Raw genomic sequence first — 25,958 nt, forward strand, 5'->3', positions numbered from 1 at the left:
TCAGAAACGTCACGGACCCAGCGCGAACGCGTCGGCGGCGTACCGGAACTGGGTGCGGTACTGCTCCCATTCGTCGAGTTCCTGCAGGCGGTACTTCGCGAACGGCGGGTTCCGGACGAGTTCGAGTTCGGCGAGTCGCTGCCGGACAGGTTCATAGAGGTCGGCCCACGCCAGCGTTTCGAGTTTCTCTTCCGGTGCGCTGTCGCCCGGCGAGAATGTCACGCCGTCGTCCGTTCGCTCGATGTGTCCGTACTGAAAGCGCGTCCAGACCGTGTACTCACCGAACGGGACTGTCTCGGTCGGCGGCGGCGGGCGGCGGTACTGGGCCTTGAACCGCTGGTGGTCCTCGCCGCCACCCCAGAGCAATCCCCGAGTGAGCACCTTGATACGCCGGTGGGCGTCGATCCCGCAGTTGTAGACGACGCGAACGTTCGAGAACTGACTCGTTCGGAACATCTCTGCGACGGCCTCGCTGTAGTGCCGGTCCTCCTCGTACTGGTAGGGGAGCGGGGTCTGGGCCGCTCGTTCGAGGACGGACCCGACGTCGTCACCCCGTCGGAGGTCCTCGTGTGGTCCGCTACCACGCCACGTCGCCGGGTCAGTCTCGTCGGGGTCGACCCACCGGTCCATATCGACAGTTCGAGACACAGGGTTATAGATGTTGTTTCGGTGAAACGTGGTTCACAGGAGCAGCGAGACGACCATGAGAACGAGGAAGATGACCACGAGTATCTTCGCGATACTCATACTCAGGCCGGCGATACCGCGGAACCCCGCCAGCCCGGCGATCACTGCGAGGACGAGGAAGACGAGCGCGTACTCGAGGAACCCGCCACTGAACTGAAGCGGGACGACGGCCAGAGAGCGGATCATAGTGGTCCTTCGGGCACTGTGACATTAGTTATCAGTCTGGTAAAGGTGGGTAATTGCGTCGTTATTCGGCGCTGCGGTAGTATGCTGACCATAGCTAACCACCGACGGGCGTCCATCGACGTATGGGCGCTCCCGACCGACCGGAGACGCTCCGCGAGACCGGGCGTCGTGTCGTCCTCGCCAGTCGCGAGATGGAGTTCGGACTGACGGCGGCCGCGCTCGCGTACTACGGGTTGGTGGCGCTCGTCCCCGCCAGCGTCCTCACGATGACCGCCGTGACCGCACTCTGGGACGAAACTGTCGCAGACGCGCTCGTCAGCGCCGCAGGCACGGCACTCTCTCCGGTGGGGACTCGGCTGCTCAGGGAGGCCGTCACCGGCGCGGCGGGTCGGTGGCAAGCCTCCTTCGGGAGTGCCGTCGTCCTCCTGTGGGGCGTGTTGCGACTGTTCCGAGGACTGGACGCCGCGTTCGCGAGGGTGTACCGGACAGAGTCGTCGGTCGGCGGTCGGTTTACCAACGGCCTCGTAGCGATGGTCGGCGTCGGCGGGGCCGTCGCCGCTGTCCTCGGCGTTCGCCTCGCCGTTAGCCTCACAGGAACGACGGTGACGGGCCCGGCAGTAGCGCTCGTTCGCGTCCTCGTCGTCGCTGCCCTCCTCTGGCCGCTGTACTACACGCTCCCCGACGTGGACCTCTCGGTGACGGAGGCGCTGCCCGGGACCGTCCTCGCTGCGGGCGGATGGGAACTCCTCCGCCTCGGCTTCGACCTCTACCTCGCTGTCGGACCGCGCACGGTCTCGGAATTGCTCGGTGCGGTCGTCCTGTTCGTGATGTGGCTGTTCTTCGGCAGTTCGCTCGTCCTCGCGGGCGCACTCCTCAACGCCGTCGTCGCCGGCCGTCGGTGACGCCGCGAAACCGTTATCGGCGACCCCGACGAACCGCAGTCCGTGCTGGAGTTGACCTTCGAGTCGGGCACCGTCCGACTCGACGGGGAGGTGCCACCGGGCCTGCCTGGCGTCGAGCGTGACGACCGGTCGAAGAGCGCCCGGGCCCCGGCCTACCGCTACGCGGAACTCCGGGCCGCGGTAGCCAACAGCGGAGTCGACTACGCCGACCGCGTCCTCGACACCGACTCCCTCTCGCTCTCGACGACGTACGACCTGCGCGAGTACCAGCAGGCGGCGCTGTCGGCGTGGCGCGAGGCCGGCGACCGTGGCTGTCTGGAACTCCCGACCGGGAGCGGGAAGACGGTCGTCGGCATCGCCGCGATGGTGGCGCTCGATACCCCGACGCTCGTCGTCGTCCCGACCATCGACCTACTGGAGCAGTGGCAGCGCGAACTCGAACGGGAGTTCGACCGCCCTATCGGCCGTCTGGGCGGCGGCGAACAGCGCGTCGAATCGGTCACCGTCGCCACCTACGACTCGGCGTACCTCCGGGCCGACGAACTGGGCGACCGGTTCGGCCTCGTCGTCTTCGACGAGGTCCACCACCTCGGCGGCGAGGGATACCGCGACATCGCCCGACTGCTCGCCGCACCGGCGCGGATGGGCCTCACGGCGACGTTCGAACGCCCCGACGGCGCCCACGAGGTCGTCGAGGAACTGGTCGGCCCCCTCGTCTACGACCTCTCGGTCGACGAACTGGCGGGCGACCACCTCGCCGACTACGACATCAAACGCGTCGAGGTCGAACTCACCGACGACGAACGGGAACGCTACGAGGCCGAACAGGGCACGTTCACGGACTACCTGAAACGGTCGAACATCCAGTTGCGCTCGGGCAGTGACTATCAGGAACTCGTCAAGCGCTCGGGCACCGACCCCGCGGCCCGGGAGGCCCTGCTTGCGAAGCAACGCGCCCGCGAGGTGATGATGAACGCCCGTCGGAAGGTCGAGCGACTGGCCGACATCCTCGACCGACACCGCGACGACCGCGTCATCGTCTTCACCGCCTACACGGACCTCGTCTACCGTCTCTCCGAACGGTTCCTCCTCCCGGCGATAACCCACGAGACGGGCGCGAGCGAGCGCCGCGAGATTCTGGAGCGGTTCCGCGACGGGACGTACTCTCGCGTGGTGACGGCGAACGTCTTAGACGAGGGCGTGGACGTCCCCGACGCCAACGTCGCCGTCGTCCTCTCGGGGAGCGGGTCCGAGCGGGAGTTCACCCAGCGTCTCGGCCGAGTTCTCCGACCGAAGGTCGACGGCGGACGGGCGCTGCTGTACGAACTCGTCACGGAGGCGACCGCCGAGGAACGGGTCGCGCGTCGGCGCCGTTAGGCCCACTCACACCGCTGCGGAATCGGTAAGCCGAGTCACGGTTGCCTAAGGGCTGCATAAATAACGGCTTCGGGCCGGTCTGTTCGGCTGGATGCAGTCTCTGTTCTCTCTGGCACAGACCGTCCTGTGGAGGCGCGAGCGGTGCGCCTGATACAGATACGGGTCGAAGACGGCGACCTCGACACCGTTCGGGCGGTGCTCGACGACCGCGAGATAAGCTACGTACAGACCGACGAGGAGAGCGCCGGCGGTGAGGCGTCGCTCATCCAGTTCCCGATTCCGCCAGAGGCCGTCGACGAGGTGTTCGAGGAACTCGAATCGGCGGGACTGGACCCCGACCGCTACGCCGTCGTCGCCACCGCGGAGACGGCCCGGCCGGACCAGTCCGTCGCGGCGGAGAGTCACGCGGACCGCATCTCCCACGACGAACTCCGTGGCCGTGCGGTCGGGATGAACCCCGGGGCCGTCACGTACTACGGAATGACCATCCTGAGCGCGGTGGTCGCGACGGCCGGCCTCTTGCTGGACTCGCCTGCTATCGTCGTCGGGTCGATGGTCATCGCGCCGCAGGTCGGGTCGGCGCTCATCGCCGCCGTCGGGACGACGCTCGACGACCGACTGCTGGTGAAAGAGGGGTTTCGCGACCAGCTACTCGGACTGTTGCTTGCGGTGGCGAGCGCGGCTACTTTCGGATTTCTCGTGCGGCACGCCGGGTTCGTCCCCGGTCAGTTGCGCGTGACGACGGTCCAGCAGATAGCGCAGCGCATCTCCCCCGGATTCCTCTCGCTGGCCGTCGGGCTGTGTGCCGGGGCCGCCGGTGCCGTCGGCCTCGCGACAGCGCTGCCGGTCTCGCTCGTCGGCGTCATGATCGCCGCGGCGCTCATCCCCGCGGCGGCCGCCGTCGGCGTCGGCATCGCGTGGGGCCTCCCCGCGGTGGCGCTCGGGGCGGGTATCCTCCTGCTGGTGAACGCCGCGTCTATCAACCTCACTGGTTTTCTCGTCCTCTGGGGCCTCGGATTCCGACCTCGGGACTGGGGACACGGGTGGCCGAATCTCGGGACGGTCCGGCAGTACGCGCCCACCGTGATGGCGCTGCTCGTCCTGCTGGCGACGTTTGCGGGTGCGAGCACCGTGACGGTGCGACAGATGCAGGTCGAGACGTCGGTCAACGATGCCGTCGAGGAGACGCTCGCCGACGAGTCGTACGAGGACCTCCGGTTGTTGTCGGTGCGGACCCGCTTTGGCGGCGTCAGCGTCTACAGGTTCGACCGTGAGGTCACGGTGCAGGTGAGTCGGCCCGACGACACGGCGTATCCCAGACTGGCAACCAGACTGGAGGCGGCGGTCACGGCTGCCATCGCCGAGGAGTCGAGCGTCGAGGTGACGTTCGTCGACCGGCAGACCGCTCGATGACCCGAGACGCGACCGAGTGACACGGGGCGTTTTTGTCCGTCGGTGCCGGAGTGTCCGTCGTGCTGACGAAGGACCTCCTGCGCGTCTCCCGGGCCGGCGGCGGCTACCACCCACAGTTCGCCGACGAGTCGCGGGAGCGACTCGCCGCCCGCGTCCTCGGGGTGTATCAAGGCCACGTCGGCGAGACGCGGGCGGACCTGCAGGCGGCGCTGGCGGACCTCGAAGGCGAGGCCGAGGACTTCAAACTCGTCCGGGGGGTCGCCAAACTCGTCGAACGGGAAGCTACCTTCGAGACGCGGGCGGCGGTCCCGCCGGAACGGGCACGCAAACGGGTGTTCGAGGCGGCAGAAGCCGTCGGCGTCGTCACGGAAGCGGAGCGAGCGGCGGCCATCGACCGGGCGGCGGACCGACTCGGCGTCGACGCCGACGCGACGGAGTCGTCGCTGTACGCCGATTTAGCGGACCGGCAGGTGCTTACCGAGGTGGACGCACGCTGGACGCCGGCCGAACTCGTCACGCAGTACAACCTCTCGCTGGCCCAGACGGCGTTGTTCGACGCCACCGAGGTCCGGGTTCGATCGTCGGATCCGAAAGCGCTCGTCTCCGCAGTGAAACGCCTCCGTCTCATGTACGAGATACGCGCGACGCCGGCGGGCCGTGAAGTGATAATCACCGGCCCGGACGCGCTGTTCTCGAACACGCGCCGGTACGGAACCCGCTTTGCGCGCCTTCTCCGGACCGTGATCAAAGCCGCCGAGTGGGACCTGACCGCGACCATCGACGACCGGGGGACCGAGCGCGAACTCCGCCTCTCGGACGTCGACGTCTCCGCACCCGGCACCGACCCCGTGGCCGAGGTCACGTACGACAGCGGCGTCGAGGCGGACTTCGCCGCTCGATTCTCGGCGCTCGGGCTGGACTGGCGGCTGGTTCGCGAACCCGAACCGCTCGCGGCCGGCGAACACGTCGTCGTCCCCGACTTCGCCTTCGAGTGGGCGCCGGGCGGCGACGCCACCGTCCGCGATACGACCGACCCCGACGCCCCGTTCCGCGTCTTCTTCGAGGTGATGGGCTTTTGGACGCCCGAGTACGTCGCGAAGAAACTCGACCGCCTCGACGCGATGGACGACGTGGAGATGCTGGTGGCCGTCGACGAGTCGCTGGGCGTCGGCGAGGCCATCGAAGCGCGGGACCACCGCGCGATTCCGTACTCGGGGACGGTGCGGGTCAAGGACGTTCGGGACGCCCTCCGGCCCTACGAGTCGGAACTCGTCGCCGAGAGCGCGGCCGACATCCCCGAAGAACTGCGGCCCGACGCCGACGTTGTGTCGCTCGCCGCCCTCGCTGCGGAGTACGGCGTCAGCGAGGACGCCGTCGAGGACAAGTCGTTCCCGGCCCACGAACGCGTCGGGCGCACGCTGATCCGGCCGAGCGTCCTCGACGTACTCGGCGACGAAATCGAGGCGGGGATGTCCCTCTCGGACGCCCAAGCGGTCCTCGACGAGTACGGCGTCGACGACGACAGCGCCGTCCTCGCACGCCTCGGCTACCGCGTGGCGTGGACGGGCCTGAGCGGCGGGACCGTCCGAGAACGGGCGGACGGCTCCGGCGAGAACGGTGCCAGTGAGTAGGGTCGGTCCCGGACGCGGCTAACACCGGCCTACCCTTCGGGGTCGCCGATAGCCGAAGCATAGCTAAGTCGCCCCCTTCTCGATTGGGGACCGCATGACAGCAGTCAAGATCGTCAAGGTGCTGGGCACGTCGACCGAATCGTGGGAGGACGCGGCCCACGAGGCGGTCGCACAGGCCAGCGAGACCATCGAGGACATCCACGGCGTCGAAATCGAGGACTGGACGGCGACCGTCGAGGACGGACAGATAACGGAGTACAAGACGACCGTCGAGGTGGCGTTCCCCGTCCACCACCAGCAGTGATCTATAGTAGCCATCGAAAATCAATGCACACCCGACCGCACGACGGCGGTGCGGTCGGTGTGTGAATCGTTTCAATTGTTACTATCGTCGTCGAGGTCCCGCCGCCGCCCTTTCGGGACCTGCGACCGCAGTTCCCCGTAGACGTACAGGCCGACACCGATGGGTTCGACTCGCCCCGCGAGGTCGTGGGTGACCACGAGGTAGCCCCAGTCACCCTCCCAGTCGAGTTCCTGATCGTGGCCGGCCGCGAAGGCCGTGGCCTCGCCCTCTGAGAGGAGGATGACGTTCTTCGTCGCGTGCTCGCCAAAGCGCTGGACGGCCTCCAGCGTCGGTTTCCAGTGTTCCTGTCGCGTTCGGAGGAACGCCATCCCCAGTCCCTCGACGTCGACGGGCGACGGCGGGTCGCCGCGGTAGCACCATATCTTTCCCGCGCCGCGTTCCCAGAAGGTGTGGTCGGCGAACGTCTCCGGCGGGACGCCGAAGCGCTCCGCCCAGAAGTCCAGCACCTCCTCGCGGGTCGCGCGGCCCTCGTCTTCGCGTTCGTCGGCCGTCTCCGGTAAGCGCGTGAACTGCGTGCTGTCGTTGCTCATCCCGTCACCTCCAGTTTCGCACAGAAGAACCCGCCCGTGTCGTTGTGGTGGGGGTAGATGCGCTTTGCCTTCGTCACGCTCGGGTCGAACTCCTCGTCCTCCCACTCGGTGACGCCGGGGCGATGGGTCAGGTCGAGGTCGTAGTCGACGACTCTGCAGTCTTCCTCGGCCAGCGCGTAGTCCAGCACCGCCTCGTTTTCCTCCGGGGCGAACGTACACGTCGAGTAGACCACGGTACCACCCGGTTTCGTCGCCTGCACGGCGCGCGTGAGGATGCCCTTCTGGACGCCCGAGATGCCCTCGACGTGCGAGAGCGACCAGTCGTCGAAGGCGTCGCGGTTCTTGCGGATGGTCCCCTCACAGGAGCAGGGGACGTCGACGAGCGCTCGGTCGTACTCCTCGCCACCGAAGGGTTTCAGCGAGTGGTTGCGGCCGTCCTCGTGCGTGACGGCGACGTTCGTCGCGCCCAGCCGTTCGGTGTTCGACCGCAGCGCCGAGATGCGCCCGAGGTTGTTGTCCGTCGCCACCACCTCGCCGGTGTCGTCCATCTGGGCCGACAACTGGGTGGTCTTGGTTCCGGGCGCGGCGCAGGCGTCCCACACCCGCTCGCCGGGCCGGGCGTCGAGGACGGTGGCCGGCACCGCCGACACCTCCTCTTGCCCGTGAATCCATCCGTGGAAGTACGGCCAGTTCCGGCCCGGCGAGTCCTCGGGCAGGACGAACAGCAGGTCGTGCCAGTCCACTGGATCGTAGGCGACACCGGCCTCGTCTAAGGCCGTTCGCACGCCCGCGACGGTGGCCTTGATGGTGTTGACCCGGATCGCCGACGGGAGCGGCCGGTCGCAGGCCGCCCGGAACGCCTCCCAGTCGTCGACGATGGGGCGATACCGTTCGATGGGTTCCATTGGCCCGTGGTTCGTCGGGGGTCTGTTTGTGGGTTTCGAAGCTAGGAACGGTGGTTTCTCGGACAGCCGCCGGTGCTGTCGCCGTCTCACACAGCCAGAACCCGCTCGTTCAGTCCCGTCCATGCTGGCTGACAATCCAGCATCGGGTGGGACTGAAAGGGGCGGCGTGCTACGCGAACCCCGACGACGCAAGCACTGCACTGAGCGAAGGAAGCGCACAGCGAGTCGCGGGAGGGTAGCACGCCGGGGCTTTCTGGTTATTGTCGCCGGTCGTACTCGCGAGAAATCCAGCGTAGTAACGCTCTAGTAGCCCTGCCTTTCAAGCCGACGGCGGTCCTCTCTCGGGGTATGGCACACATACAGGTCCATCGGGACGACGTCGAACTCGACGAGCCGACACTCGTCGAGGGGCTCCCCGGGGTGGGGCTGGTCGGCAAGATAGCGGCCGACCATCTGGTCGACGCCTACGACATGGTCCACTACGGGACGGCCCACTGTGATGGCCTTCCGGAGATAGCGGTGTACAGCGAGGGCGACCCGACGGTCAAGGCGCCGGTGCGCATCTACGCCGACGAGGACCGAGACCTGCTGGTCCTCCAGAGCGACGCGCCCGTCTCGCCGTCGGCGGCCGAGGAGTTCGCCACCTGCATCGTCGGCTGGTTCGTCAGCCACGACGTGACGCCGATATTCCTCAGCGGGATGCCCGCGGAGAAAAGCGGTGACGTCCCCGAGGTGTACGGCGTCGCCACCGGTGACGGGGCAGCACTGCTTGAGGACGCCGACGTGAGCGTACCCACCGAGTCCGGGGCGGTCACCGGGCCGACGGGAGCGCTGGTCCACGAGGCCCAGCGCGTCGGCCTGACCGGCGTCGGTCTGGTCGTCGAGGCCGACCCGCAGTTCCCGGACCCCGAAGCCGCAAGAGCGCTCTTGACGACCGCTATCGGCCCGCTCGGATCGTTCGAGGTGGACACGGAGGCGCTCGTCGAACAGGCCGAGGAGATAGGCAAGGCCAAAGAGCGGCTGGCAGAGCAGATGCAACAGGCCGACGAGGAGAGCACGAGCGCTCGACCGCTGGGGATGTATCAGTAATGGTGGATGCCGACGCACTCGAACGCGGCGGCATCGTCCTCGCCGTCGTCGTCGTCGCGGTACTGCTCGGCTGGGTCGTCTTCGTCGTCGTGCCCGACGACTTCGCCGAACTCCTCGGTGTGGTACTGGTGCTGGTGACGGTGGTCGTCGCCGCCCGCATCGGGAGCAACGCGGCCGGGTCGCTCGTCCCGGCCCACAACGTGGCCGAAGTCGCCGTCGAGGGGCCCATCACGCGGGACGGCGGTGGCGGCATCGCGAGTCCGCCGACCGGCGCCAGCGCCGACGACGTGGTCGAGCAGATAGAGCGGGCCGACGAGGACAAGGGCGCCGAGGCGCTCCTCCTGAAACTCAACACGCCCGGTGGCCAGATCGTCCCGAGCGAGGACATCCGTCTCGCCGCGGAGCGCTTCGACGGCCCGACCGTCGCCTACGCCACCGACGTCTGTGCCAGCGGCGGCTACGACATCGCTGCCGGGTGTGACGAGCTGTGGGCGCGGGAGGGATCTATCGTCGGCTCTATCGGCGTCATCGGCTCTCGGGTCAACGCCAAGGACCTCGCCGATCAGGCGGGCCTCTCCTACGAGCAGTTCACCGCCGGCGAGTACAAGGACGCCGGGACGCCGCTGAAGGAGATGACCGACGACGAACGCGAGTACCTGCAAGGCATCGTCGACGACTACTACGACCAGTTCGTCGAGACGGTGGCAGCGGGTCGCGAGATGGACGACGAGACCATCAGAGAGACCGAGGCCCGAATCTTCCTCGGGACCGAGGCCCACGAACGGGGGCTCGTCGACGATATCGGTACCCGAGACGACATCGAGGACCGCCTCGAAACACACCTCGGCGAGACCGTGACGGTCGCCGAGTTCGAACCCGAACGGGGGCTGATGGGGCGACTCCGCGGGGGCGCCCAGCGGGTCGCCTTCGCGTTCGGTGCCGGCCTTGCGAGTACGGTCGGCGGTGACGTCGACGGCCTTTCTTTCCGGCGCTGAGTCGCGCGAGGGTTTTTTACCCTGTGACCCACTCTCGGCTACTGTGACCACGCTGGTGGTGTGTATCGATCGGGACAGCCCGGTAGCGGACGAGTGCCCGGTAGTCGGGAGCGACGCCGTCGAGTCGATGATTACCGAGACCGGTATCGTAGACCCCGAGGACAGCCGAATCAACTGCCTGCTCGAAGGTCTTCGCGTGGCGAACGACCTCGAAGCCGACGGGGACGACACCGTCGTCGCGGTGGTCGGTGGCGGCGGGGATTCGGTCGGGACCGACCGTCGGATAGCCGACCAGACGGAGGACCTCGTCGCCGAGTACGACCCCGAATCGGCCGTCGTCGTCGTGGACAGCGCCGAGGACGAGCGCCTCGTCCCGATTATCGAGAGTCGCGTCCGCGTCGACGCCGTCGACCGCGTCGTCGTCCGACAGGCCCGCGACATCGAGTCGACGTACTACCTCCTCAAGCAGTTCCTCGCCGACGAGGAACTGCGCAAAACGGTGCTGGTCCCCCTCGGTCTGGCGCTGCTCGCGTTCCCGGTCTTGCTCATCGTCGCCGACAGCACCACTATCACCGTCGGCGCCATCGCCGCCGCCCTCGGCGTGTTCCTCATCTACAAAGGGCTGGGTATCGACACCTACCTCTCGCGCCTGCCGGGCCAGATTCGCGAGGCCCTGTACTCCGGGCAGGTGTCGCTCGTCACCTACGTCGTCGCCGCCGGTCTCTCCGTCGTCGGGATATTCGCCGGCGCACTGGAGATATCCTCGGTCGGGTCGACTAGCCCATTCATCCTCGCCAATCGGTTCCTCTTCGAGAGCGTTCCGTGGCTGACGGCGGCGGCGCTCGCTGCTTCGCTGGGTCGGTTACTGGACGAACTCCTCCAGCGAGACGGCGTCCGAAGCGCGTACGTGAACCTCCCGTTCGGTGCGGTCGCCGTCGGTCTCGTCGTCCGCGGCTTCTCGGCGTACTTCCTCGAACGGGCCGGCGTCTTCGGTTCGTTTCACGTCCCCTCTATGAACTTCGACATCGTCGAGATCAACGGCTTCCCGATGGACGCGGGCACTCGCCTCGCCATCTTCATCCTCGCCGGCATCCTCATCAGCCTCGTCGGCGTCCGCGTCGCCGCCTACGTCAGTCAGTCCGACATCGAGCAGGAACTGGCCGAATAGACAGCGATTTAGGCGGTCGAGAGCTACGGACGGCCATGACAGACGGCGCGTGGGTCTCGCTGTTCTCCGGCGGCAAGGACTCCTCGTGGGCGCTGTATCGGGCCCTCGAACGTGGCTATCCCGTCGAACGACTGGTGACGGTCCACCCCGAGGGCGACTCCTACATGTACCACGTCCCGGCGACGCGGCTGGCGTCGCTGGCCGCCGAGAGCATCGGTATCCCGCTCTTGGAGGTCGAACCCGACGACTTCGGAGCCGACGACGTCGCGGACTCGGGCCGGCAGGGCGACGAAGAACTCGAACCGCTGGAAGCCGCCCTGCGCGAACTCGACGCGGACCTGCCGGACGGCGTGGGCGGCATCACCGCCGGGGCCGTCGAGAGCGAGTACCAGACCACCCGCATCGAGGCGATGGCCGAACGTCTCGAAGCGAACGTCTTCGCCCCGCTCTGGCAGGAGAACCCCCGTGACCTCGCCGACGCGATGCTCGACGCCGGGTTCGAGATTCGCATCATCCGCGTCGCCGCCTACGGCTTGGACGAGTCGTGGCTGGGTCGACGCCTCGACGCCGACGCACTCGACGAACTCGAAGCGCTCAACGACGAGTACGGCGTCCACATCCTCGGCGAAGGCGGCGAGTTCGAGACGCTGGTGACCGACGGGCCGCATATGGACCGGCGCATCGAACTGGAGTCCGAGACGGAGTGGGACGGAACGCGGGGGACGCTACAAGTCACCGACGCGTGGCTGGAGTGAGCCGAACCGGCCACGAGTGAGCCGTGCGAACGAGTGGCCGGCCTTTTTAGCGTAGATTTTTCGAGGAGTGGTTCCCGCAGCGCCCTCGGCGCGAGGAAACCCGACGACGAAAAAGGTACGGCAGGGGAGTTCGAGACGCTGGTGACCGACGGGCCGCATATGGACCGGCGCATCGAACTGGAGTCCGAGACGGAGTGGGACGGGACTCGGGGAACGCTACAAGTCACCGACGCGTGGCTGGAGTGAGCCGAACCGGCCACGAGTGAGCCGTGCGAACGAGTGGCCGGCCTTTTTAGCGTAGATTTTTCGAGGAGTGGTTCCCGCAGCGCCCTCGGCGCGAGGAAACCCGACGACGAAAAAGGTACGGCAGGGGNACCCCACATGGACAGGCGCATCGAACTGGAGTCCGAGACGGAGTGGGACGGGACTCGGGGAACGCTACAAGTCACCGACGCGTGGCTGGCCGAGTAGCTGACTCAGGCCGTCGCTGAATCTCGTTCTTGGGCCCACTCCAGCACTGGCCGGAGCCGCTCGGCCAGTTCCGCGCCGTCGTCGGTCAGTTCGTACTCCACCCGTGGCGGAATCTCGTCGTACTGCTCTCTGGTGAGCAGGCCGGCGTCTTCCAGCGAGTCGAGGCGGGCCGACAGCGTCGACGTACTCGCTTCCGGGATGTGGGCTTCGAGCGTCCCGAACCGCACCGTCCCGTGGACGGCGACGACGCAGACGATGTCCATCACGTACTTTCGGCCGAGCAGGTCAAGTACGTCCGAGAGCAGGCAGTAACACCGCGGGTCGTCGGTGGCACAGTCGAATCCTTCCATAGCTTCGTCTCCGTGGACGTACTCTATCACTTTGGACTTCACAGCTTAATAACTTCGCATTGCAAAGCTAGAGTGCAATGGCAGACGACATGATCGACACCGACGACCTCGGACTGGAACTGGACCTCGACGATTTCGCCCTCCCGCCGGACGTGGCGGCGAATCTGGGGACGCTGTTCGGGTCGGCCCCGCCGGAGACGGGTGCCGAGTGGGTCGAGGAGATGCGGGCGGCCAAGCGAGCACTGGACGGTCGGCCACCCACGGCCGACGACCTCTGTACGACCGACGACGGTCGCCACGCGTTCGTCGGGGCCGACCACCGACAGGAGTACGTCTGCGTGCTCGACCCGCTCGTCGTCCCGTTCCTGCGCGACGAACCCGGAACGATCCGGTCGACGACGCCGGAACGCGGCGAGACGGTCGAGATCGGCATCGCGCCGGACGGTATCGCCCGGTCGCACGCAGACGCCGTCGTCTCGCTGGGCGTCTCCGATCACGTCGACCCCGACGCGGACCCGACCCTAGAGCGCATCTATCGACAGGTGTGTGGCTACGTCCACGTCTTCGCCGACGAACAGGAGTACGAGGCGTGGGCCGACGACGTCGACGCCGCGACGACGAGCGTCCCCGTCTCGACGGGCGTCGCGCTCGCTGGCGCACTGGCGACGACGCTGTTCGAGACCGGGGCGTGAAAAGAGTCGGCGGCGCTATCCGCCGTTCGTCAACTGGGTGTGGGCGCCGATGAGCGCGCCGGCCAGATCCAGACTCTCGATGTGCGTGTCCTTGTCGATGATGGAGTTCCGGATGTCGGCGTCGACGATGGTCGCGTTCGGGAACACGACCGTGTTGTCCAGACTGGAGTTGACGACCTCCGCGCCGGAGAGGACGTGGACGTTGTCCCCCAGCGTCGTGTTCTCGATGGTGGCGTCCTCGGCGACGACGTTCTCGCCTTCGAGTTCCCAGCCGACGGCTTCGAGGTAGCTCTCGGGGGTGCCGATGTCGTACCACGCCTCGTCGAAGGTGAACGAGCGGACGGTCCCGTTCCCGACGAGCCACTGGATGAACCAGCCGGGTTCGTCGGGGTTGTTGCCCTCCGAGAGGTACTCCTCGAAGCGGATGGCGTCGGCCGGGAAGGCGTAGCAGGCGATGGAGACGAGCGTGCTCTTCGGATTGTCGGGCTTCTCCTGGAAGTCGACGACTTCGTCGCCCTCCGTCTCGATGAGGCCGTAGGACTTCGCCTTCTCTAGTGACCCGACGTCGTAGGCCGCAAGCGTCGGGTCCCCGTACTGCTCGAAGTGGTCGATGAACGCCGAGATGTCGAAGCTGATGAGATTGTCGCCGGCGACGACAAGCAGGTCCTCGTCCCCGAGTCCTTCGCGGTCGACGAGTTGGGCCAGCGCCCCGACGACGCCGAACTTCTCGTCTTCCTCGTTGGTCTCTTCGACCGTCAGGGAGACGTTCTGATAGGAACTCGCCGCGAGATGGTCCTTGAAGTCGTCGGCGAACCGCTCGTTCGTGCTGACGAAGACGTCCGTGATGCGATCGTCCGACTCTAAGTCAGCGAGGATGCGGTCGATGACTGTAGAGTCGCCCACCGGGAGGAGCATCTTGGGCCGGTGTTTCGTGACCGGCCACAGTCTCGTCGCGTACCCACCGGCGAGGACTATCGCTTTCATACCGGGGGCGACACCGCCGACGGACAAGTTCCTTTTCATCTGACGGCACCGGTCCATTTATCGGCGTCCACGGGAACGTCCAACGTATGACTGGGGACGACGGCACGCAGGACGTGGGTGGCGACAAACCGGCAGCCGACACAGACGAGCAGTTCGGGTCGGACCCGGCCGAGCAGGCCGCCGAGGCCGGCGAGAACGTCATCGACAAGGTAAACCAGATCAACGTCGAGCGGAAACTCGACGACCTCCGGGCGATGTACGGCGACCTGCCGGTGACCGAGGAGACGTACGAACTCTCGGCCGGCGACTACGCGGAGGTGTTCGCCGCGACGAACAGCACGGGCTACGACGGCAACAGCGTCGCCTTCCTCACCCGTGACGGCGAGACGTTTCCGGAGCTGAGCGAGAACATCCCGGAACAGGCCGGTCACGACACGCGGGACCGCGTGCTGATGGTGCTGGGCCGCGGGGCCGACCTGTGGGCGCTCCCGGGCGGTGGCGAGGGACAGCAGTACGAGTCCATGCAGGGAACCACGCTCCGTCGCATGGCCGAGCAGACGGGCGTCCGCGGGACCATCGAGGACGTCGACGAGGTGTTCCACCGAAAGTACTACCCCGACACCGACGCCGACGGCTCGGTCCACACGCTCGACGTCTACTTCCGGGCCGAGTACGCGAGCGGGTCGATAGACGTAGACGAGTCCGAACTCGTCGGCGCGGCGTGGTTCGCCGAGCCACCCGAACACATGACCGAGGGGGCCGAACGCCTCTGGAAGCAGTTCCTCGAAGCGCGCGACCGGGGCGACGAACTCGACGGCGAGCGCGACGACACAGCGGCCGACGACGCGGCCTGACCGACTCGACTGACTGTCTCAGTGCTCGACGAACTCCAGGAGGACGCCGCCAGTCGACGCCGGGTGACAGAACGCGACGTCGTGGCCCCACGCCCCCTCTCGCGGTGTCTCGTCGATGAGGTCGACGCCCGCGCCGCGGGCGGTCTCCAACGCGGCCGCGATGTCCTCGGTCGCGAGGGCAACGTGGTGGAGACCGGGCCCGTTCCGGTCGAGGTAGCGGGGAATCGCTCCCTCGGCGTCCGGGAGTGGTTCGAGGAGTTCGAAGTAGCCGTTGCCGAGGTCCAGAAACGTCACTCGTAGCCCGTCGAACTCCTCCTCGTGGGCGACCGGTGCGTCGAAGACGGTCTCGTACAGCGCCGCCAGCGTATCGGTGTCGTCGGTGGCGACGCCGGCGTGGTCGAACTGCATGTTCGGTCCCTCGTCCGGCCGACGTATAAGTCTCTGTCCCGCTGTCACTCCTCTCGCAACCGTTCGAGCCGTCGCTCGTACTCCTCGTCGCTCAGGTCACCGCGAGCGTACGCTCTCCGGAGTTCCGCGACGGCCGCGTCTCGGCCGCCGTCACCGCCGGTGACCGCCCGATAGACGAGATAGCCCAGGCCGACGATGGCCGCGAGGAAGAGCAGTTGGAACAGGAGACCGACGAGCCACATCCATCCCGATGTGGTCCCACCCCACATCCCGCCACCGCCCCACATCCCGCCGCCCATCATCCCGAACCCCATCATGCCAAATCCCATCGCGAGTGCCGGGAGGACGAGCAGCGCACCGAGGACGAGCAACACGAGGACGACGAGTCGGCTATCTCGTTCGGTCGCGGTCACGGTCGGACACCGCCAGCGTATCGATTCGGAGACATACCTAGAAGGACACGCTCCACGTTCAATGCGGTTCCTGTTACGATGTTGAACAGATCGCCGTGGAAAACCTTCGATTCGAAAGCCGCCTACATCGAGGATCCGGGCTGGTACTCGCCGAAGACGTCCCGAAGCACGTCACAGATTTCGCCGGTCGTGGCGTAGGCTTTCACCGCGTCGACGATGTAGGGCATGAGATTCTCGTCGCCCGCCGCGGCGTCGGCGAGAGCCTGTAGCGCGTCTTCGACCGCCTCGTCGTCTCGCTCCTCGCGGACGGCGGCGACGGTCTCCTGCTGGGCGGCCTCGACGGCCTCGTCGACCTCCTCGATGTCCTGTTGGCCCTCCTCCTCGACCTCGTACTCGTTGACGCCGACGATGATGCGCTCGCCGGCCTCCTGTTCGCGCTGGCGTTCGAAGGCCACGTCCTGAATCTGGCGCTGGACCCACTGGTTCTCGATGGCCCGGCGCATTCCACCGCGTTCGTCCACGTCCTCGATGATGCTGCGGGCTTCCCGTTCTAGCTCGTCGGTCAGCGACTCGACGTAGTAGCTCCCGGCGAGGGGGTCGATGGTGTCGGCCGCGCCGGACTCGTGGGCGAGAATCTGTTGGGTCCGCAGGGCGGTCCGCACGGACTCCTCGGTCGGCAGGCCGATGGCCTCGTCTTTCCCGTTGGTGTGGAGGCTCTGCGTGCCGCCCAGCACCGCCGCGAGCGCCTGATAGGCGACCCGGACGACGTTGTTCTCTATCTGCTGGGCGGTCAGCGTCGACCCGGCGGTCTGTGTGTGGAACTTGAGTTGCTTCGACTTGGGGTTCTCGCTGTCGAAGCGCTCGTCCATGATCTTCGCCCAGAGGCGACGGGCGGCGCGGAACTTCGCCACCTCCTCCAAGATGTTGTTGTAGGACGCGAAGAAGAAGGACAGTTGTGGCGCGAACTCGTCGACGTCCAGTCCGGCCTCGATGGCCGCCTCGACGTACTCGATACCGTCGCCCAGCGTGAACGCGATCTCCTGTGCGGCGGTCGAGCCGGCCTCGCGGATGTGATAGCCCGAGATGGAGATGGTGTTGAAGTTGGGCACCTCCGCCGCACAGAACTCGAAGATGTCGGTGATGAGCCGCATCGACGGCTCGGGCGGGTAGATGAACGTGTTCCGGGCGATGTACTCCTTGAGGACGTCGTTCTGGATGGTTCCCCGTAGCTCCTCGCGGTCGACGCCCTGCTTGTCGCCGACGGCGATGTACATCGCCAGCAGCACCGAGGCAGGCGCGTTGATGGTCATCGAGGTGGACACCTCGTCCAGCGGGATGCCCTCGAACACCGTCTCCATGTCCGAAAGCGAGTCGATGGCGACGCCGGTCTTCCCCACCTCGCCGGCCGCCATCGCGGCGTCGGAGTCGTACCCCATCTGGGTCGGCAGGTCGAACGCCATCGAGAGGCCGGTCTGGCCCTCGTCTAGTAGGTAGTTGAACCGCTCGTTGGTCTCCTCGGCGGTCCCCATCCCGGCGTACTGCCGCATCGTCCAGAGACGACCTCGGTAGCCCGTCGAGTAGACGCCGCGGGTGTACGGCTCCCGGCCCGGGAAGCCCAGATCCGCCTCGTAATCGAGGTCGGCGACGTCTGCGGGCGTGTACAGGCGGTCTACCTCGTGCCCCTCGGTGTCCGTCGTGAACGTCTCCTTGCGCTCGCCGAACCGGTCGACGGTCGGCTGGACGGCTTCGGCTTCCCACTCGGCTTTCGCCTCGCGGATCTCGTCCAGCTCGTCGGGGTCGAACATGGGGGTATCGTCGACCGGGCCCGGCTTAAGCGTTCGCGAATCCTTCCTGATTGTTCACGAGTTTCCCGTGTCCCGGGATTTATCTCGCTGCTCCCCGCACTCGGAAGCATGGCGATCGAACCCGGAGACGAGGTCTCCATCGAGTACGTCGGCCGCTTCGAGGACGGGAGCGTCTTCGATACCTCGCGGCTCGACGTCGCGCAGGCGGAGGGCCTGCTGGACGCACAGGACGCCGACCCACGGGACTACGCACCGCTGGCCTTCACCGTCGGTGCCGGCGACATCATCGAGGGACTCGACGAGGCCCTCGTCGGCATGGAAGAAGGCGAAGAAGCGACGATTACGGTTCCGACCGAGAAGGCCTACGGCGAGGCCGACGACGCGAAGGTCCGGGAATACGACCCGGAGACCTTCGAGGCGATGGTCGGTAAGGCTCCGGAAGTTGGCCTCCACGTCGAGGCGGAGAACGGCCTCCACGGGGACGTGACGGCGGTGCGAGACGACGCCGTCGCCGTGGACTTCAACCACGAACTCGCCGGCAGGACGCTGGTATTCGACGTCGAAGTCGTCGACGTCAGGTAGCTCAGCGCCCCGTATCGTACTTGTACGTCGCCTCGTCGGGGTCGATACCGAAGTCCTCGGCGGAGTCCTCCGGTTCGGACTCGACCGGTTCGTGGACCGAGGCGTTCTTGAACTGCTCACGCAACCGCTCGGGCATCCGGAACCGCTCTCTCTGGAGGCGCAGCGGCACGGCATCCGGCTGGATGTTCTCCCGTTTCGTCTCCAGTCGCTCCCGTAAGCGGTCGGGCAACTGCTCGGGTTCGATGCGTTCGAAACCGAACTGGGCGAGGTAGCTGTCGGCGCTCGTCAGCGAGTACACCACGTCGAACCCCTCGTCGCTGGCGTACTCGACCAGTCGCTCGATGATGTGTGCACCGACGCCCTGATTGCGCCATTCCGGCAGGACGCCGATGCTCGTCAACTCACAGACGGGGTCTCCGTCCTCGGGCTTGTGGATGCGGATGCGGCCGAACCCGGCCTTCTGGTGGTCGTGCTCGTCGATAGCGAGCACGTAGTCGCGGGAGCGGAAGGCTGTGTCGTCCAGCCCCATCTCTTCGATGCGGTCCAGCAACCAGACTTCTTCGCGGTTTTTCGCGTCCCGGACGTACATACGTAGCGGTTCGCCGTCCGCGGTAAAAAGGGTTTGCAGCGTCTGCGTTCCGGGAGGCCGTGTCCGTCCGGGACACCGCCACGCAACTACTTAGTGCGTTGTCACCGAATCACACGCTATGGCTCCGGAGTCACTCGAAGAACTGGACCGCGTCGTCCACGAGCCGTCACGCGAGTTCGTCGAATCCACCAACGTCTGGCAGTTCATGCAGACGTACGATATCGACGACTACGACGCACTCATAGAGCGGACGTCCACGGACGTCGAGGGCGTCGACGAATCCGGCGTCGACTGGTTCTGGGACGAACTGGTCGACTATCTGGGCATCGAGTTCTTCGAGGACTACGACGCGGTACGCGACGATTCCGACGGGCCGCAGTTCACCGACTGGTACCCCGGCGGCGAACTGAACGCCGCCCACAACGTCGTCGACCGGCACGCCGCCCGCGACAACGGCGCTCGGAATCACGTCGCGCTCATCTGGGAGGGGGAACCGGGCGACGTCCGCCAGATCACGTACCACGACCTCCACCAGCAGAGCAACCGCGTGGCGAACTACCTCGACTCGGTGGGCGTCGAGACGGGCGACACCGTCGGTCTCTACATGCCGATGGTTCCCGAGGTGGCGAGCATCCTCTACGGGTGTCTGAAGGTCGGCGCCATCGCGGTCCCCATCTTTTCGGGGTTCGGCGTCGACGCGACGGCGACGCGCATCGCCGACGCGGAGTGTTCGGTGCTGTTCACCGGCGACGGCTTCTACCGCCGCGGGTCGAAAGTACTCCTCAAAGACACGGCCGACGAGGCCATCAGTGAAGCCGCGGACCTGACCGAGAGCGGCGACTCGCCCGTCGAACACGTCGTCGTCTACGACCGCATCGGCACCGCAGACGACCCCGTCGACCGGATGACGTGGACCCGGCGCGACGAGTGGTGGGACGAGGCTATCGAGACGGCGGCCGACGGCTACGAGACGAAGTCGCTCCCGAGCGACGCGGCGTCGATGTTGCTGTACTCCTCGGGGACGACGGGCGAACCGAAGGGCATCGTCCACACGCACGCGGGAGCGCTCCTGCAGGCGGCGAAGGAGATCTACTTCGGCTTCGACCACAAGCCCGGCGACCGCTTCTTCTGGGTCAGCGACATCGGGTGGATGATGGGGCCGTGGACGCTGCTTGGCAACCACGCGCTGGGCGGTACCGTCTTCATGTACGAGGGCGCGCCGGACCATCCCGACCCCGACCGGTTCTGGGCGATGATAGACCGCCACGACCTCACCGTCTTCGGCGTCTCGCCGACGGCGATTCGCGCGCTCCGCAAGCAGGGTGACGAGTGGCTGGCGGGCCACGACCTCTCCTCGCTTCGACTGCTGGGGTCGACGGGCGAACCGTGGGACCCCGAAAGCTGGCAGTGGTTCTACGACGAGGTGGGCGGCGGCGAGTGCCCCATCATCAACATCTCCGGCGGCACCGAGATAATGGGCTGTTTCCTGATGCCGATGCCCATCCAGCCACTCAAGCCCTGTACGCTGGGCGGGCCGGGGCTGGGGATGGACGTCGACATCGTCGACGAGAGCGGTGAGTCTATCGCCGACACGCACGAACGCGGGTTCCTCGTCGCCAGAGACTCCTGTCCCTCGATGACGAAGTCGCTCTGGAGCGGCGACGAGCGGTATCTCGAGGAGTACTGGTCGACGTGGGACGACCGCTGGGACCACGGCGACTGGGCCCAGAAAGACGAGGACGGCCTCTGGTTCCTCCACGGCCGGGCCGACGACGCGCTGAACGTCGCGGGCCGGAAGGTCGGTCCAGCGGAAGTCGAAGGGGCGGCGATGGAACATCCGGCGGTGAATCAGGCCGCCGCCGTCGGCGCGCCCGACGACACCACCGGGACGGCCGTCGTCCTCTACGTCGTCCTCGAACCGGGCCACGACCCCACCGACTCGCTCCGCGAAGCCATCCAGTCGACGGTGGGCGACGAACTCGGCAAGCCGTTCCGCCCGCGGGAGGTGCTGTTCGTCGACGCCTTCCCGAAGACCCAGAGCGGGAAGATACTCAGGCGAGCTATCGGCGCCGTCTATCGGGACGAGGAGTTGGGGGACATGTCCAGCATCGAGAACCCGGAGGCGCTGGACGCCGTCGCCGACGCCCGCTGACTCGTCTCAGTCGGCCGGTCGGTCCGCCGTCGGCACGTCGAGCGCGAGCAGTCGTGGCACCGACACTATCGCGAGGCCCAGTTCCGCGCCGCCGGCGACGAGGAAGGCGGCGAGATAGCCGAACTCGCCGGCGACGAACCCGCCGACGAGGATGCCGGCGAGGAAGCCGACGCTCCCGAAGGCGTTGAACCCGGCCATCGCCGTCCCGCGGCCGCTCTCGCCGGCGAGGTCCGTCACGAGCGCCATCGTCGCCGGCGCCATCAGCGCCCCGATGACGCCGACGACCACCATGCCGATGCCGGCCGTCAGGACGCTGGGAGCGAGGCCGACGGCGACGACGGCGAGGCCATAGAGCGACGACCCGGCGACGATGGGGACGGTCCGCCCGATGCTGTCCGAGAGGACACCGAAAGGATACTGGAGCAGCGCGAACGGCGCGAAGAAGAGTGCGAGCATCAGCCCCGTCTCGCCGGGGGTCAGCGCGAACACCTCCCGGAAGTACAGCGTCCCGACGAGGGCGAAGAAGCCGGCGGTAAGGCGGTCGATGAAGCCGAAGGCGTAGGGGATTCCCAGTGCCGGCGTCTCGCGGAGGCGGGCAGTCACGGCGGCGAGTCGGCCGTCGGTGTTCGAGGGCGCGCGGTCGGTCACCGTCGCGGCGAGGCCGGCGACGGCGAACAGCAGACCGCCCGCGACGTACAGCGGGAGCGTGGGCGAGAGGCCGTACAGTTGCCCGCCCAGCGGCGCGCCGAGGGCCGTCCCGGTGCCGATGGCGATGCCCGCCGCACCCATGTTCTTGCCGTGTCCGCCTGCGAGGTCCATCAGCATCGTCATCGCCAGCGAGAACGCGGCGATGGTCATCGCGCCCTGCAGCGCCCGTAGTACGATGATGCCTTCGAAGGATATGTGAATCTGCGTCGGGAGCCACGCCAGCGCGACGTAGAACACTGCGCCGCCCAGGGCACCGACCACGATGAACGGTACCCGCCGCCCGGTGGCGTCGCTCACCACGCCCCAGACGCCGGCGAAGGCGACGAAGGCGGCGAACTCGGCAGCCAAGAACCACATGCTGGCATCGAGGTCCGTCGTGGCCCCCAGCGCTCGCACGAGGGTGTCGACGCCGGGATACAACAACACCTGTGCGAGCAGGACGGCGAAGACCACCCCGGCGAGGGCCACCCGCTCTCGGTGTACGCTCACACCGGCCGGTAGGACTGACGGACGAAAATACGTGTCGAACAAGCGACTCCTCACTCGCTCGGCGGCAGGAGACCGCGAACCGCCACACCCGACACTCCGGCGACCAGCGGCGTCACGATGGTCGACCCCATCCCGAGCGCGCCGCTTGAGGCCGCCGAGAGCGCCGAAAACCGGCCGAGGACCCCTTGGGCCAGTGAGGAACGTGGCTCGCACGCCACCCGAGAGCACGGTGCTGTGACTGCGGTCCATACGCCACGGGTGCCCCGTGCAACTGTACCCGCTCGGTCGGGTCGCCCGGCCGCAGGTTCAAGTGTGTCTGGCCCGCCCTCTCAGCCGATGCCGACCGATATCACGACGCGGGTCGTCCGGACGATACGGGACGTGACCGGAGACGACGACTGGTGTTCGCGAGCTCAGGTCGACTCGCTCATGGGGGCGACCGCCATCGACAAACGGGAGGTCGACCGGGCACTGAAGCGTGCCGTCGCCGAGGGGCGACTGGAGCGAGACGGAGACCAGTACCGGCCGACGGACGAGGCGTAGCTACCGCTCGCCGAGCGCCGTCCGAATCGCACGCACCTCGGAGCGGACGGCCTGCCACTGCTCGATCGACCCGGGCACGTCGTCGGCGTCGTCGCCGCGAACACGCGAAGCCTGCTCGGCGATGCGTTGCTGGACCGACCCGGGGTCGTTCATTGCGCGAAGCGTGAGTTCGGCGCCCTCGCTCCCGGCCGTGTCCACGGTGACGGTGCCGTGGCCAAAGACGGTGCCGAGGACGCCCTGTTCGTAGGCCGTGTTCTGGACTTTCCGGAGCGACAGTTCCGTCACCGTCACGGAGAGGACGCCAGTGCGGTGGTACAGCGCTCGCTCGGTCAGCAGATAGTGGGTGGTCCGCCGCCAGAGCCAGACGGCAGCCGTCGGGACGGCGAGCGCGACCACCGCCAGCGGCACCGTCACGGCGAGCGAGACTGCGAGGGAGACGCCGACAGCCGAGAGCGCCGCCCAGACGACGGCGGCGACGACGACGGCGCTGAGAAGTCCCATCGCGACCCCCTGCAGGACGACGCGGCGCCGTGGCTGACCCTGCCAGACTACGGTCTCTCCGTCCGCCAGCGACACCCAGTCGACGGCGTTCATGGGTGCCGGTCGTCCGCGCTGGCGTCTCCGCCCCGGCCCGTCCCGGCGTCGAGCGACTGGCGTATCGCGCGCAACTCGACCAGAATCTCGTCGAGTACGTCGGCCTTCGACTCGCCGTCGGCCGCGTCCGCCGTCTCGCCTTGGGCCCGCTTGACTCGGCGAGAGAGCTGTTTCTGCACCGCTTGTGGGTCCTCGACGCCCCGCAGCGTCATCTCGACACCGGACCCGCCGGCGGTGCTTATCATCACGTCGCCGTAACCGAAGTACCGGCCGATAGCGCCCACGGAGAAGGAGGTGTTTTGTACCTTCTCGAACTCGATCTCCGTGACGGCACGGCTGAAGATGCCCGTCTTCTTGTAGACGCCGTTCGTCGTGATGAGGTAGTCGGTGTTCTGCTGGCGCAGGTACGCCGAAGCGATGACTACGATCCCCAGACCAAAGAGGAGTATCATCGGGACACCGAAGAGGTACGCGCCGTAGAGCGATTCGCTGGAGGGCTGGCCCGACCAGACGACCTCTTCGTCGTCGTCCAGCGTAAGCCAATCGTAGTCGACACTCATGCGTCCGGGTCCACGCACCTGCCTGAAAAGTCTATCCGATAGTCTCGGGGTCCGAAGCAGGCGACGACGCTCGCCTCCCGACGATAGCCCGCGGCTACTGTCGAACCGGGTTCCGTCGCTGTCGAATGGGCCTTCTGCTGGGACGGGTCCTCATACTGGTGGCTGTAAGTTCGTAAAGATATTCGCCACCCCGGGGTGGCGAATTACTGCAGTTTGTTACAGCCACCAGTATCACTCGGCACTGTGTGGCGGGACGAACCCGCAGTTGTCACAGCCCGTGTGTTTCGTCGTTACGTAGCTCATCTCCTCGCCACACTGCGGGCATTTGTACTGACTTGCGGCCATCACCGACCACTACAATTCGACAGCATCTAAATCTTTATACGACGATTGTCGTTACCCGTGAGACACGCCGCACGTCGCGCCACCGAGGACGAAAGTCGCGTCCCGGCGGGGTGACGACCGGCACGCCGCCCGTCTGACACCGGCCCCGTCGTCGCAGTCTCGTCGCTCGCCGCGGGACACCAAGCGCAGTCATCGGCGCGTGTCGGTGGTGGCGACCGCCGTCGACGTGGTGTTACCGACGACGGCGACGCACATCGACTGTCGTCGAAGTGTAATTGAAACGAAGCGTGTCCCCCGCGCGCTGGCTACCGCAGTCGCTGGCGGAGTCCGGTGCGCTGAAAAGGTGAGAGACGGGTGACCAGGGTGTATTCGAGTGGCCGACCTTACATGTAGCCGAGGTCGCGCAGGCGCTCCATCAGGTCCTCTTTGTCCTGGGCGCGGCCGGCGCGTTCGGTCGTGTTCTCCATGTCCTGCAGCCAGGCGGGCTCCTCGGCGGACTTATCCGTCGAGACCTCGCTACCGAGCGAGCGGAACCCGGCGAAGTACTTCGGCGACACCGGGACGTCCTCTTTCTCGATGCCCTCGGGCAGGTCGTCCTGCCCCTGCGGGACGTAGCCCTCTTCGGGGTAGCCCTCGACGGTGTCCGGCACGACGAAGTTCCAGAAGGCCTCCCAGACGTCGGCCTCGGCGAACTGGAGGATGGACTGGATACGGTCGTGGGGCGGGTAGATGTCGGGGTCGTGTCGCGGCGAGAAGAACGTCTCGTCGGCACGGGACTCCTGTTCGTCCCAGCGGATACCCGAGAGGATGCCGTCGACGTCGTGCTCCTCGATGGTGTCGTTGAGCGCGACCGTCTTCAGCAGGTGGTTGCCGACGTAGGTGTCGAGCAGGAACGGGAACGTGTCCTCCTCGTACTCGAGGATGTTGCGGATGTGGTGCTGGTTGTGGTCCGAGAGCGCGTCGACAGGGATGTCGTCGCCCGGTTCGAGGCCGTTCTCGTCGACGTACTCGCCGACGTCCTCGTTACGTGCCCAGATGACGTCGAGATCCCACTCGTCGGCCCAGTACTCGACGAACTCGATGAGTTCGTCGAAGTGCTGGTAGTGGTCGATGAAGACGACGGGCGGGACTTCGAGGTCGAATCGCTCGGCGACTTCCTTGACGAAGTACAGCGTGAGCGTCGAGTCCTTCCCGCCGGTCCACATGACGACCGGGTTCTCGTACTCTTCGAGGCCGGTCTTCGTGACCTCGATTGCCTTCTCGATCTTGTGGTTGATCGTCGGGTACTCCTCGGGCGATTCACCCTCGCCGTCGGTGTAATCGACGTCGAGGTAGTCGGGGAACTCGGCTGTCTCGGACATCGTGTAATGAGATATAATTAGGCGTTGTAAGTACTTTTTGGATAGTCGTGCAGGAC

30 protein-coding genes and 1 pseudogene are annotated in these 25,958 nt (G+C 66.8%); 16 read left to right on the forward strand and 15 right to left on the reverse strand.

The genetic code is table 11. The features are described from left to right. Nucleotides 1-9: 9 nt before the first annotated feature. Both IEY28_RS01490 and IEY28_RS01495 read right to left on the reverse strand, forming a co-directional pair. A complete protein-coding gene (locus IEY28_RS01490) occupies nt 10-630 on the reverse strand; it encodes a hypothetical protein (RefSeq protein WP_188993882.1) in 621 nt (206 codons plus the stop codon). Nucleotides 631-681: 51 nt separating this feature from the next. Then, nucleotides 682-873, reverse strand: coding sequence for a DUF1328 domain-containing protein (locus tag IEY28_RS01495; protein WP_188993884.1), 192 nt, complete (start codon nt 871-873; stop codon nt 682-684). A gap of 122 nt (nt 874-995) precedes the next feature. Here IEY28_RS01495 and IEY28_RS01500 point away from each other — a divergent pair, with 122 nt between their 5' ends. The 5 genes from IEY28_RS01500 to IEY28_RS01520 all read left to right on the forward strand — a co-directional run bounded on the left by IEY28_RS01500 (nt 996) and on the right by IEY28_RS01520 (nt 6,500). Beyond that, a complete protein-coding gene (locus IEY28_RS01500; protein ID WP_188993887.1) occupies nt 996-1,775 on the forward strand; it encodes a YihY/virulence factor BrkB family protein in 780 nt (259 codons plus the stop codon). 42 nt (nt 1,776-1,817) lie between these two features. After that, on the forward strand, nt 1,818-3,152 hold the full coding sequence (locus tag IEY28_RS01505) for a DEAD/DEAH box helicase family protein (RefSeq protein WP_188993889.1): 1,335 nt from the start codon (nt 1,818-1,820) through the stop codon (nt 3,150-3,152). Between the two features lie 141 nt (nt 3,153-3,293). Then, the gene (locus IEY28_RS01510) at nt 3,294-4,565 is read left to right on the forward strand and encodes a TIGR00341 family protein (RefSeq protein WP_188993891.1); all 1,272 of its coding nucleotides are present in this window, start codon (nt 3,294-3,296) and stop codon (nt 4,563-4,565) included. Between the two features lie 59 nt (nt 4,566-4,624). Continuing rightward, nucleotides 4,625-6,196 carry a DUF790 family protein gene (locus IEY28_RS01515; RefSeq protein ID WP_188993893.1) on the forward strand — a complete coding sequence of 524 codons (1,572 nt, stop codon included), beginning with the start codon at nt 4,625-4,627 and terminating at the stop codon, nt 6,194-6,196. Nucleotides 6,197-6,290: 94 nt separating this feature from the next. After that, nucleotides 6,291-6,500: a dodecin family protein gene (locus tag IEY28_RS01520; RefSeq protein ID WP_166968880.1), complete on the forward strand. Its 210-nt coding sequence runs from the start codon at nt 6,291-6,293 to the stop codon at nt 6,498-6,500. 71 nt (nt 6,501-6,571) lie between these two features. Here the strand turns inward: IEY28_RS01520 and IEY28_RS01525 are convergent, their stop codons facing one another. Beyond that, complete coding sequence (locus tag IEY28_RS01525; RefSeq protein ID WP_188993896.1) at nt 6,572-7,090, reverse strand: DUF7122 family protein; 519 nt, start codon at nt 7,088-7,090, stop codon at nt 6,572-6,574. Then, complete coding sequence (locus IEY28_RS01530) at nt 7,087-7,995, reverse strand: RsmB/NOP family class I SAM-dependent RNA methyltransferase (RefSeq protein WP_188993898.1); 909 nt, start codon at nt 7,993-7,995, stop codon at nt 7,087-7,089. The genes IEY28_RS01525 and IEY28_RS01530 overlap by 4 nt, the downstream gene beginning before the upstream one ends. Before the next feature lie 348 nt (nt 7,996-8,343). Between IEY28_RS01530 and IEY28_RS01535 the strand changes: the two genes are divergently transcribed. From IEY28_RS01535 to IEY28_RS01560, 6 genes and pseudogenes are all read left to right on the forward strand, one after another. Next, nucleotides 8,344-9,084: a proteasome assembly chaperone family protein gene (locus tag IEY28_RS01535; RefSeq protein WP_188993900.1), complete on the forward strand. Its 741-nt coding sequence runs from the start codon at nt 8,344-8,346 to the stop codon at nt 9,082-9,084. Beyond that, nucleotides 9,084-10,079 carry a signal peptide peptidase SppA gene (sppA, locus tag IEY28_RS01540; RefSeq protein ID WP_188993902.1) on the forward strand — a complete coding sequence of 332 codons (996 nt, stop codon included), beginning with the start codon at nt 9,084-9,086 and terminating at the stop codon, nt 10,077-10,079. The genes IEY28_RS01535 and sppA overlap by 1 nt, the downstream gene beginning before the upstream one ends. A gap of 43 nt (nt 10,080-10,122) precedes the next feature. Continuing rightward, nucleotides 10,123-11,247 (forward strand): DUF373 family protein, encoded by a 1,125-nt coding sequence (locus IEY28_RS01545; protein ID WP_188993904.1) that lies wholly within the window; start codon nt 10,123-10,125, stop codon nt 11,245-11,247. Between the two features lie 35 nt (nt 11,248-11,282). Continuing rightward, nucleotides 11,283-12,002 (forward strand): diphthine--ammonia ligase, encoded by a 720-nt coding sequence (locus IEY28_RS01550; RefSeq protein ID WP_188993906.1) that lies wholly within the window; start codon nt 11,283-11,285, stop codon nt 12,000-12,002. A 33-nt stretch (nt 12,003-12,035) separates the two neighbouring features. Further along, on the forward strand, nt 12,036-12,248 hold the full coding sequence (locus tag IEY28_RS20875; RefSeq protein WP_425433177.1) for a Dph6-related ATP pyrophosphatase: 213 nt from the start codon (nt 12,036-12,038) through the stop codon (nt 12,246-12,248). 129 nt (nt 12,249-12,377) lie between these two features. After that, nucleotides 12,378-12,473, forward strand: a pseudogene (locus tag IEY28_RS01560) (diphthine--ammonia ligase); the annotation flags it as partial. 5 nt (nt 12,474-12,478) lie between these two features. Here the strand turns inward: IEY28_RS01560 and IEY28_RS01565 are convergent. Beyond that, entirely contained in the window at nt 12,479-12,823 is a 345-nt protein-coding gene (locus tag IEY28_RS01565; RefSeq protein WP_188993908.1) for a winged helix-turn-helix transcriptional regulator, read from the reverse strand. A gap of 77 nt (nt 12,824-12,900) precedes the next feature. Between IEY28_RS01565 and merB the strand changes: the two genes are divergently transcribed. Further along, nucleotides 12,901-13,515, forward strand: coding sequence for an organomercurial lyase (gene merB / locus IEY28_RS01570; RefSeq protein ID WP_188993910.1), 615 nt, complete (start codon nt 12,901-12,903; stop codon nt 13,513-13,515). Nucleotides 13,516-13,530: 15 nt separating this feature from the next. On the opposite strand, the gene IEY28_RS01575 is transcribed toward merB, so the two are convergent. Continuing rightward, the gene (locus tag IEY28_RS01575) at nt 13,531-14,499 is read right to left on the reverse strand and encodes a nucleotidyltransferase family protein (protein ID WP_188993912.1); all 969 of its coding nucleotides are present in this window, start codon (nt 14,497-14,499) and stop codon (nt 13,531-13,533) included. 86 nt (nt 14,500-14,585) lie between these two features. On the opposite strand from IEY28_RS01575, the gene IEY28_RS01580 reads away from it, so the two are divergent. Then, entirely contained in the window at nt 14,586-15,353 is a 768-nt protein-coding gene (locus tag IEY28_RS01580; RefSeq protein ID WP_188993914.1) for an NUDIX hydrolase, read from the forward strand. Between the two features lie 18 nt (nt 15,354-15,371). On the opposite strand, the gene mce is transcribed toward IEY28_RS01580, so the two are convergent. The 3 genes from mce to IEY28_RS01595 all read right to left on the reverse strand — a co-directional run bounded on the left by mce (nt 15,372) and on the right by IEY28_RS01595 (nt 17,979). Beyond that, entirely contained in the window at nt 15,372-15,761 is a 390-nt protein-coding gene (gene mce, locus IEY28_RS01585) for a methylmalonyl-CoA epimerase (RefSeq protein WP_188993916.1), read from the reverse strand. Nucleotides 15,762-15,805: 44 nt separating this feature from the next. Continuing rightward, on the reverse strand, nt 15,806-16,174 hold the full coding sequence (locus tag IEY28_RS01590) for an SHOCT domain-containing protein (RefSeq protein WP_227015762.1): 369 nt from the start codon (nt 16,172-16,174) through the stop codon (nt 15,806-15,808). 122 nt (nt 16,175-16,296) lie between these two features. Further along, complete coding sequence (locus tag IEY28_RS01595) at nt 16,297-17,979, reverse strand: acyl-CoA mutase large subunit family protein (RefSeq protein ID WP_188993918.1); 1,683 nt, start codon at nt 17,977-17,979, stop codon at nt 16,297-16,299. Nucleotides 17,980-18,087: 108 nt separating this feature from the next. Here IEY28_RS01595 and IEY28_RS01600 point away from each other — a divergent pair, with 108 nt between their 5' ends. Beyond that, entirely contained in the window at nt 18,088-18,561 is a 474-nt protein-coding gene (locus IEY28_RS01600) for an FKBP-type peptidyl-prolyl cis-trans isomerase (RefSeq protein WP_166968906.1), read from the forward strand. Nucleotide 18,562: 1 nt separating this feature from the next. Here IEY28_RS01600 and IEY28_RS01605 read toward each other — a convergent pair whose 3' ends face one another. Then, entirely contained in the window at nt 18,563-19,150 is a 588-nt protein-coding gene (locus IEY28_RS01605; protein ID WP_188993920.1) for a GNAT family N-acetyltransferase, read from the reverse strand. A gap of 118 nt (nt 19,151-19,268) precedes the next feature. Between IEY28_RS01605 and IEY28_RS01610 the strand changes: the two genes are divergently transcribed. Further along, nucleotides 19,269-21,302: an AMP-binding protein gene (locus tag IEY28_RS01610; RefSeq protein ID WP_188993922.1), complete on the forward strand. Its 2,034-nt coding sequence runs from the start codon at nt 19,269-19,271 to the stop codon at nt 21,300-21,302. 6 nt (nt 21,303-21,308) lie between these two features. Here the strand turns inward: IEY28_RS01610 and IEY28_RS01615 are convergent, their stop codons facing one another. Continuing rightward, entirely contained in the window at nt 21,309-22,499 is a 1,191-nt protein-coding gene (locus IEY28_RS01615; RefSeq protein ID WP_229783062.1) for an MFS transporter, read from the reverse strand. A 50-nt stretch (nt 22,500-22,549) separates the two neighbouring features. After that, nucleotides 22,550-22,717 carry a hypothetical protein gene (locus tag IEY28_RS20565; protein ID WP_229783063.1) on the reverse strand — a complete coding sequence of 56 codons (168 nt, stop codon included), beginning with the start codon at nt 22,715-22,717 and terminating at the stop codon, nt 22,550-22,552. Between the two features lie 118 nt (nt 22,718-22,835). Between IEY28_RS20565 and IEY28_RS01620 the strand changes: the two genes are divergently transcribed. Further along, a complete protein-coding gene (locus IEY28_RS01620; protein WP_188993926.1) occupies nt 22,836-23,042 on the forward strand; it encodes a hypothetical protein in 207 nt (68 codons plus the stop codon). On the opposite strand, the gene IEY28_RS01625 is transcribed toward IEY28_RS01620, so the two are convergent. The 3 genes from IEY28_RS01625 to IEY28_RS01635 form a co-directional block, all read right to left on the reverse strand. Continuing rightward, nucleotides 23,043-23,636 (reverse strand): PH domain-containing protein, encoded by a 594-nt coding sequence (locus IEY28_RS01625; protein WP_188993928.1) that lies wholly within the window; start codon nt 23,634-23,636, stop codon nt 23,043-23,045. Then, nucleotides 23,633-24,196, reverse strand: coding sequence for a PH domain-containing protein (locus IEY28_RS01630; RefSeq protein WP_188993930.1), 564 nt, complete (start codon nt 24,194-24,196; stop codon nt 23,633-23,635). Before IEY28_RS01630 ends, IEY28_RS01625 begins: the two co-directional genes overlap by 4 nt. A gap of 728 nt (nt 24,197-24,924) precedes the next feature. Then, the gene (locus IEY28_RS01635) at nt 24,925-25,902 is read right to left on the reverse strand and encodes a phosphoadenosine phosphosulfate reductase family protein (RefSeq protein ID WP_166968922.1); all 978 of its coding nucleotides are present in this window, start codon (nt 25,900-25,902) and stop codon (nt 24,925-24,927) included. Between the last annotated feature and the right edge of the window lie 56 nt (nt 25,903-25,958).

Source organism: Haloarcula pellucida (assembly GCF_014647235.1).
In the GTDB taxonomy this organism is placed as follows: domain Archaea; phylum Halobacteriota; class Halobacteria; order Halobacteriales; family Haloarculaceae; genus Haloarcula; species Haloarcula pellucida.

What these genes read in the sequence shown, in the direction of transcription:
- sppA (WP_188993902.1), top strand. Translation starts at nt 9,084, where the DNA reads ATGGTGGATGCCGACGCACTCGAACGCGGCGGCATCGTCCTCGCCGTC.
- IEY28_RS01500 (WP_188993887.1), top strand. Translation starts at nt 996, where the DNA reads ATGGGCGCTCCCGACCGACCGGAGACGCTCCGCGAGACCGGGCGTCGT.
- IEY28_RS01565 (WP_188993908.1), bottom strand. Translation starts at nt 12,823, where the DNA reads ATGGAAGGATTCGACTGTGCCACCGACGACCCGCGGTGTTACTGCCTG.
- IEY28_RS01520 (WP_166968880.1), top strand. Translation starts at nt 6,291, where the DNA reads ATGACAGCAGTCAAGATCGTCAAGGTGCTGGGCACGTCGACCGAATCG.
- IEY28_RS01595 (WP_188993918.1), bottom strand. Translation starts at nt 17,979, where the DNA reads ATGTTCGACCCCGACGAGCTGGACGAGATCCGCGAGGCGAAAGCCGAG.
- IEY28_RS01610 (WP_188993922.1), top strand. Translation starts at nt 19,269, where the DNA reads ATGGCTCCGGAGTCACTCGAAGAACTGGACCGCGTCGTCCACGAGCCG.
- IEY28_RS01575 (WP_188993912.1), bottom strand. Translation starts at nt 14,499, where the DNA reads ATGAAAGCGATAGTCCTCGCCGGTGGGTACGCGACGAGACTGTGGCCG.
- mce (WP_188993916.1), bottom strand. Translation starts at nt 15,761, where the DNA reads ATGCAGTTCGACCACGCCGGCGTCGCCACCGACGACACCGATACGCTG.
- IEY28_RS01635 (WP_166968922.1), bottom strand. Translation starts at nt 25,902, where the DNA reads ATGTCCGAGACAGCCGAGTTCCCCGACTACCTCGACGTCGATTACACC.
- IEY28_RS01600 (WP_166968906.1), top strand. Translation starts at nt 18,088, where the DNA reads ATGGCGATCGAACCCGGAGACGAGGTCTCCATCGAGTACGTCGGCCGC.
- IEY28_RS01605 (WP_188993920.1), bottom strand. Translation starts at nt 19,150, where the DNA reads ATGTACGTCCGGGACGCGAAAAACCGCGAAGAAGTCTGGTTGCTGGAC.
- IEY28_RS01625 (WP_188993928.1), bottom strand. Translation starts at nt 23,636, where the DNA reads ATGAACGCCGTCGACTGGGTGTCGCTGGCGGACGGAGAGACCGTAGTC.
- IEY28_RS01530 (WP_188993898.1), bottom strand. Translation starts at nt 7,995, where the DNA reads ATGGAACCCATCGAACGGTATCGCCCCATCGTCGACGACTGGGAGGCG.
- IEY28_RS01550 (WP_188993906.1), top strand. Translation starts at nt 11,283, where the DNA reads ATGACAGACGGCGCGTGGGTCTCGCTGTTCTCCGGCGGCAAGGACTCC.
- IEY28_RS01535 (WP_188993900.1), top strand. Translation starts at nt 8,344, where the DNA reads ATGGCACACATACAGGTCCATCGGGACGACGTCGAACTCGACGAGCCG.
- IEY28_RS01580 (WP_188993914.1), top strand. Translation starts at nt 14,586, where the DNA reads ATGACTGGGGACGACGGCACGCAGGACGTGGGTGGCGACAAACCGGCA.
- IEY28_RS01620 (WP_188993926.1), top strand. Translation starts at nt 22,836, where the DNA reads ATGCCGACCGATATCACGACGCGGGTCGTCCGGACGATACGGGACGTG.
- IEY28_RS01630 (WP_188993930.1), bottom strand. Translation starts at nt 24,196, where the DNA reads ATGAGTGTCGACTACGATTGGCTTACGCTGGACGACGACGAAGAGGTC.
- IEY28_RS01495 (WP_188993884.1), bottom strand. Translation starts at nt 873, where the DNA reads ATGATCCGCTCTCTGGCCGTCGTCCCGCTTCAGTTCAGTGGCGGGTTC.
- IEY28_RS01525 (WP_188993896.1), bottom strand. Translation starts at nt 7,090, where the DNA reads ATGAGCAACGACAGCACGCAGTTCACGCGCTTACCGGAGACGGCCGAC.
- merB (WP_188993910.1), top strand. Translation starts at nt 12,901, where the DNA reads ATGGCAGACGACATGATCGACACCGACGACCTCGGACTGGAACTGGAC.
- IEY28_RS01490 (WP_188993882.1), bottom strand. Translation starts at nt 630, where the DNA reads ATGGACCGGTGGGTCGACCCCGACGAGACTGACCCGGCGACGTGGCGT.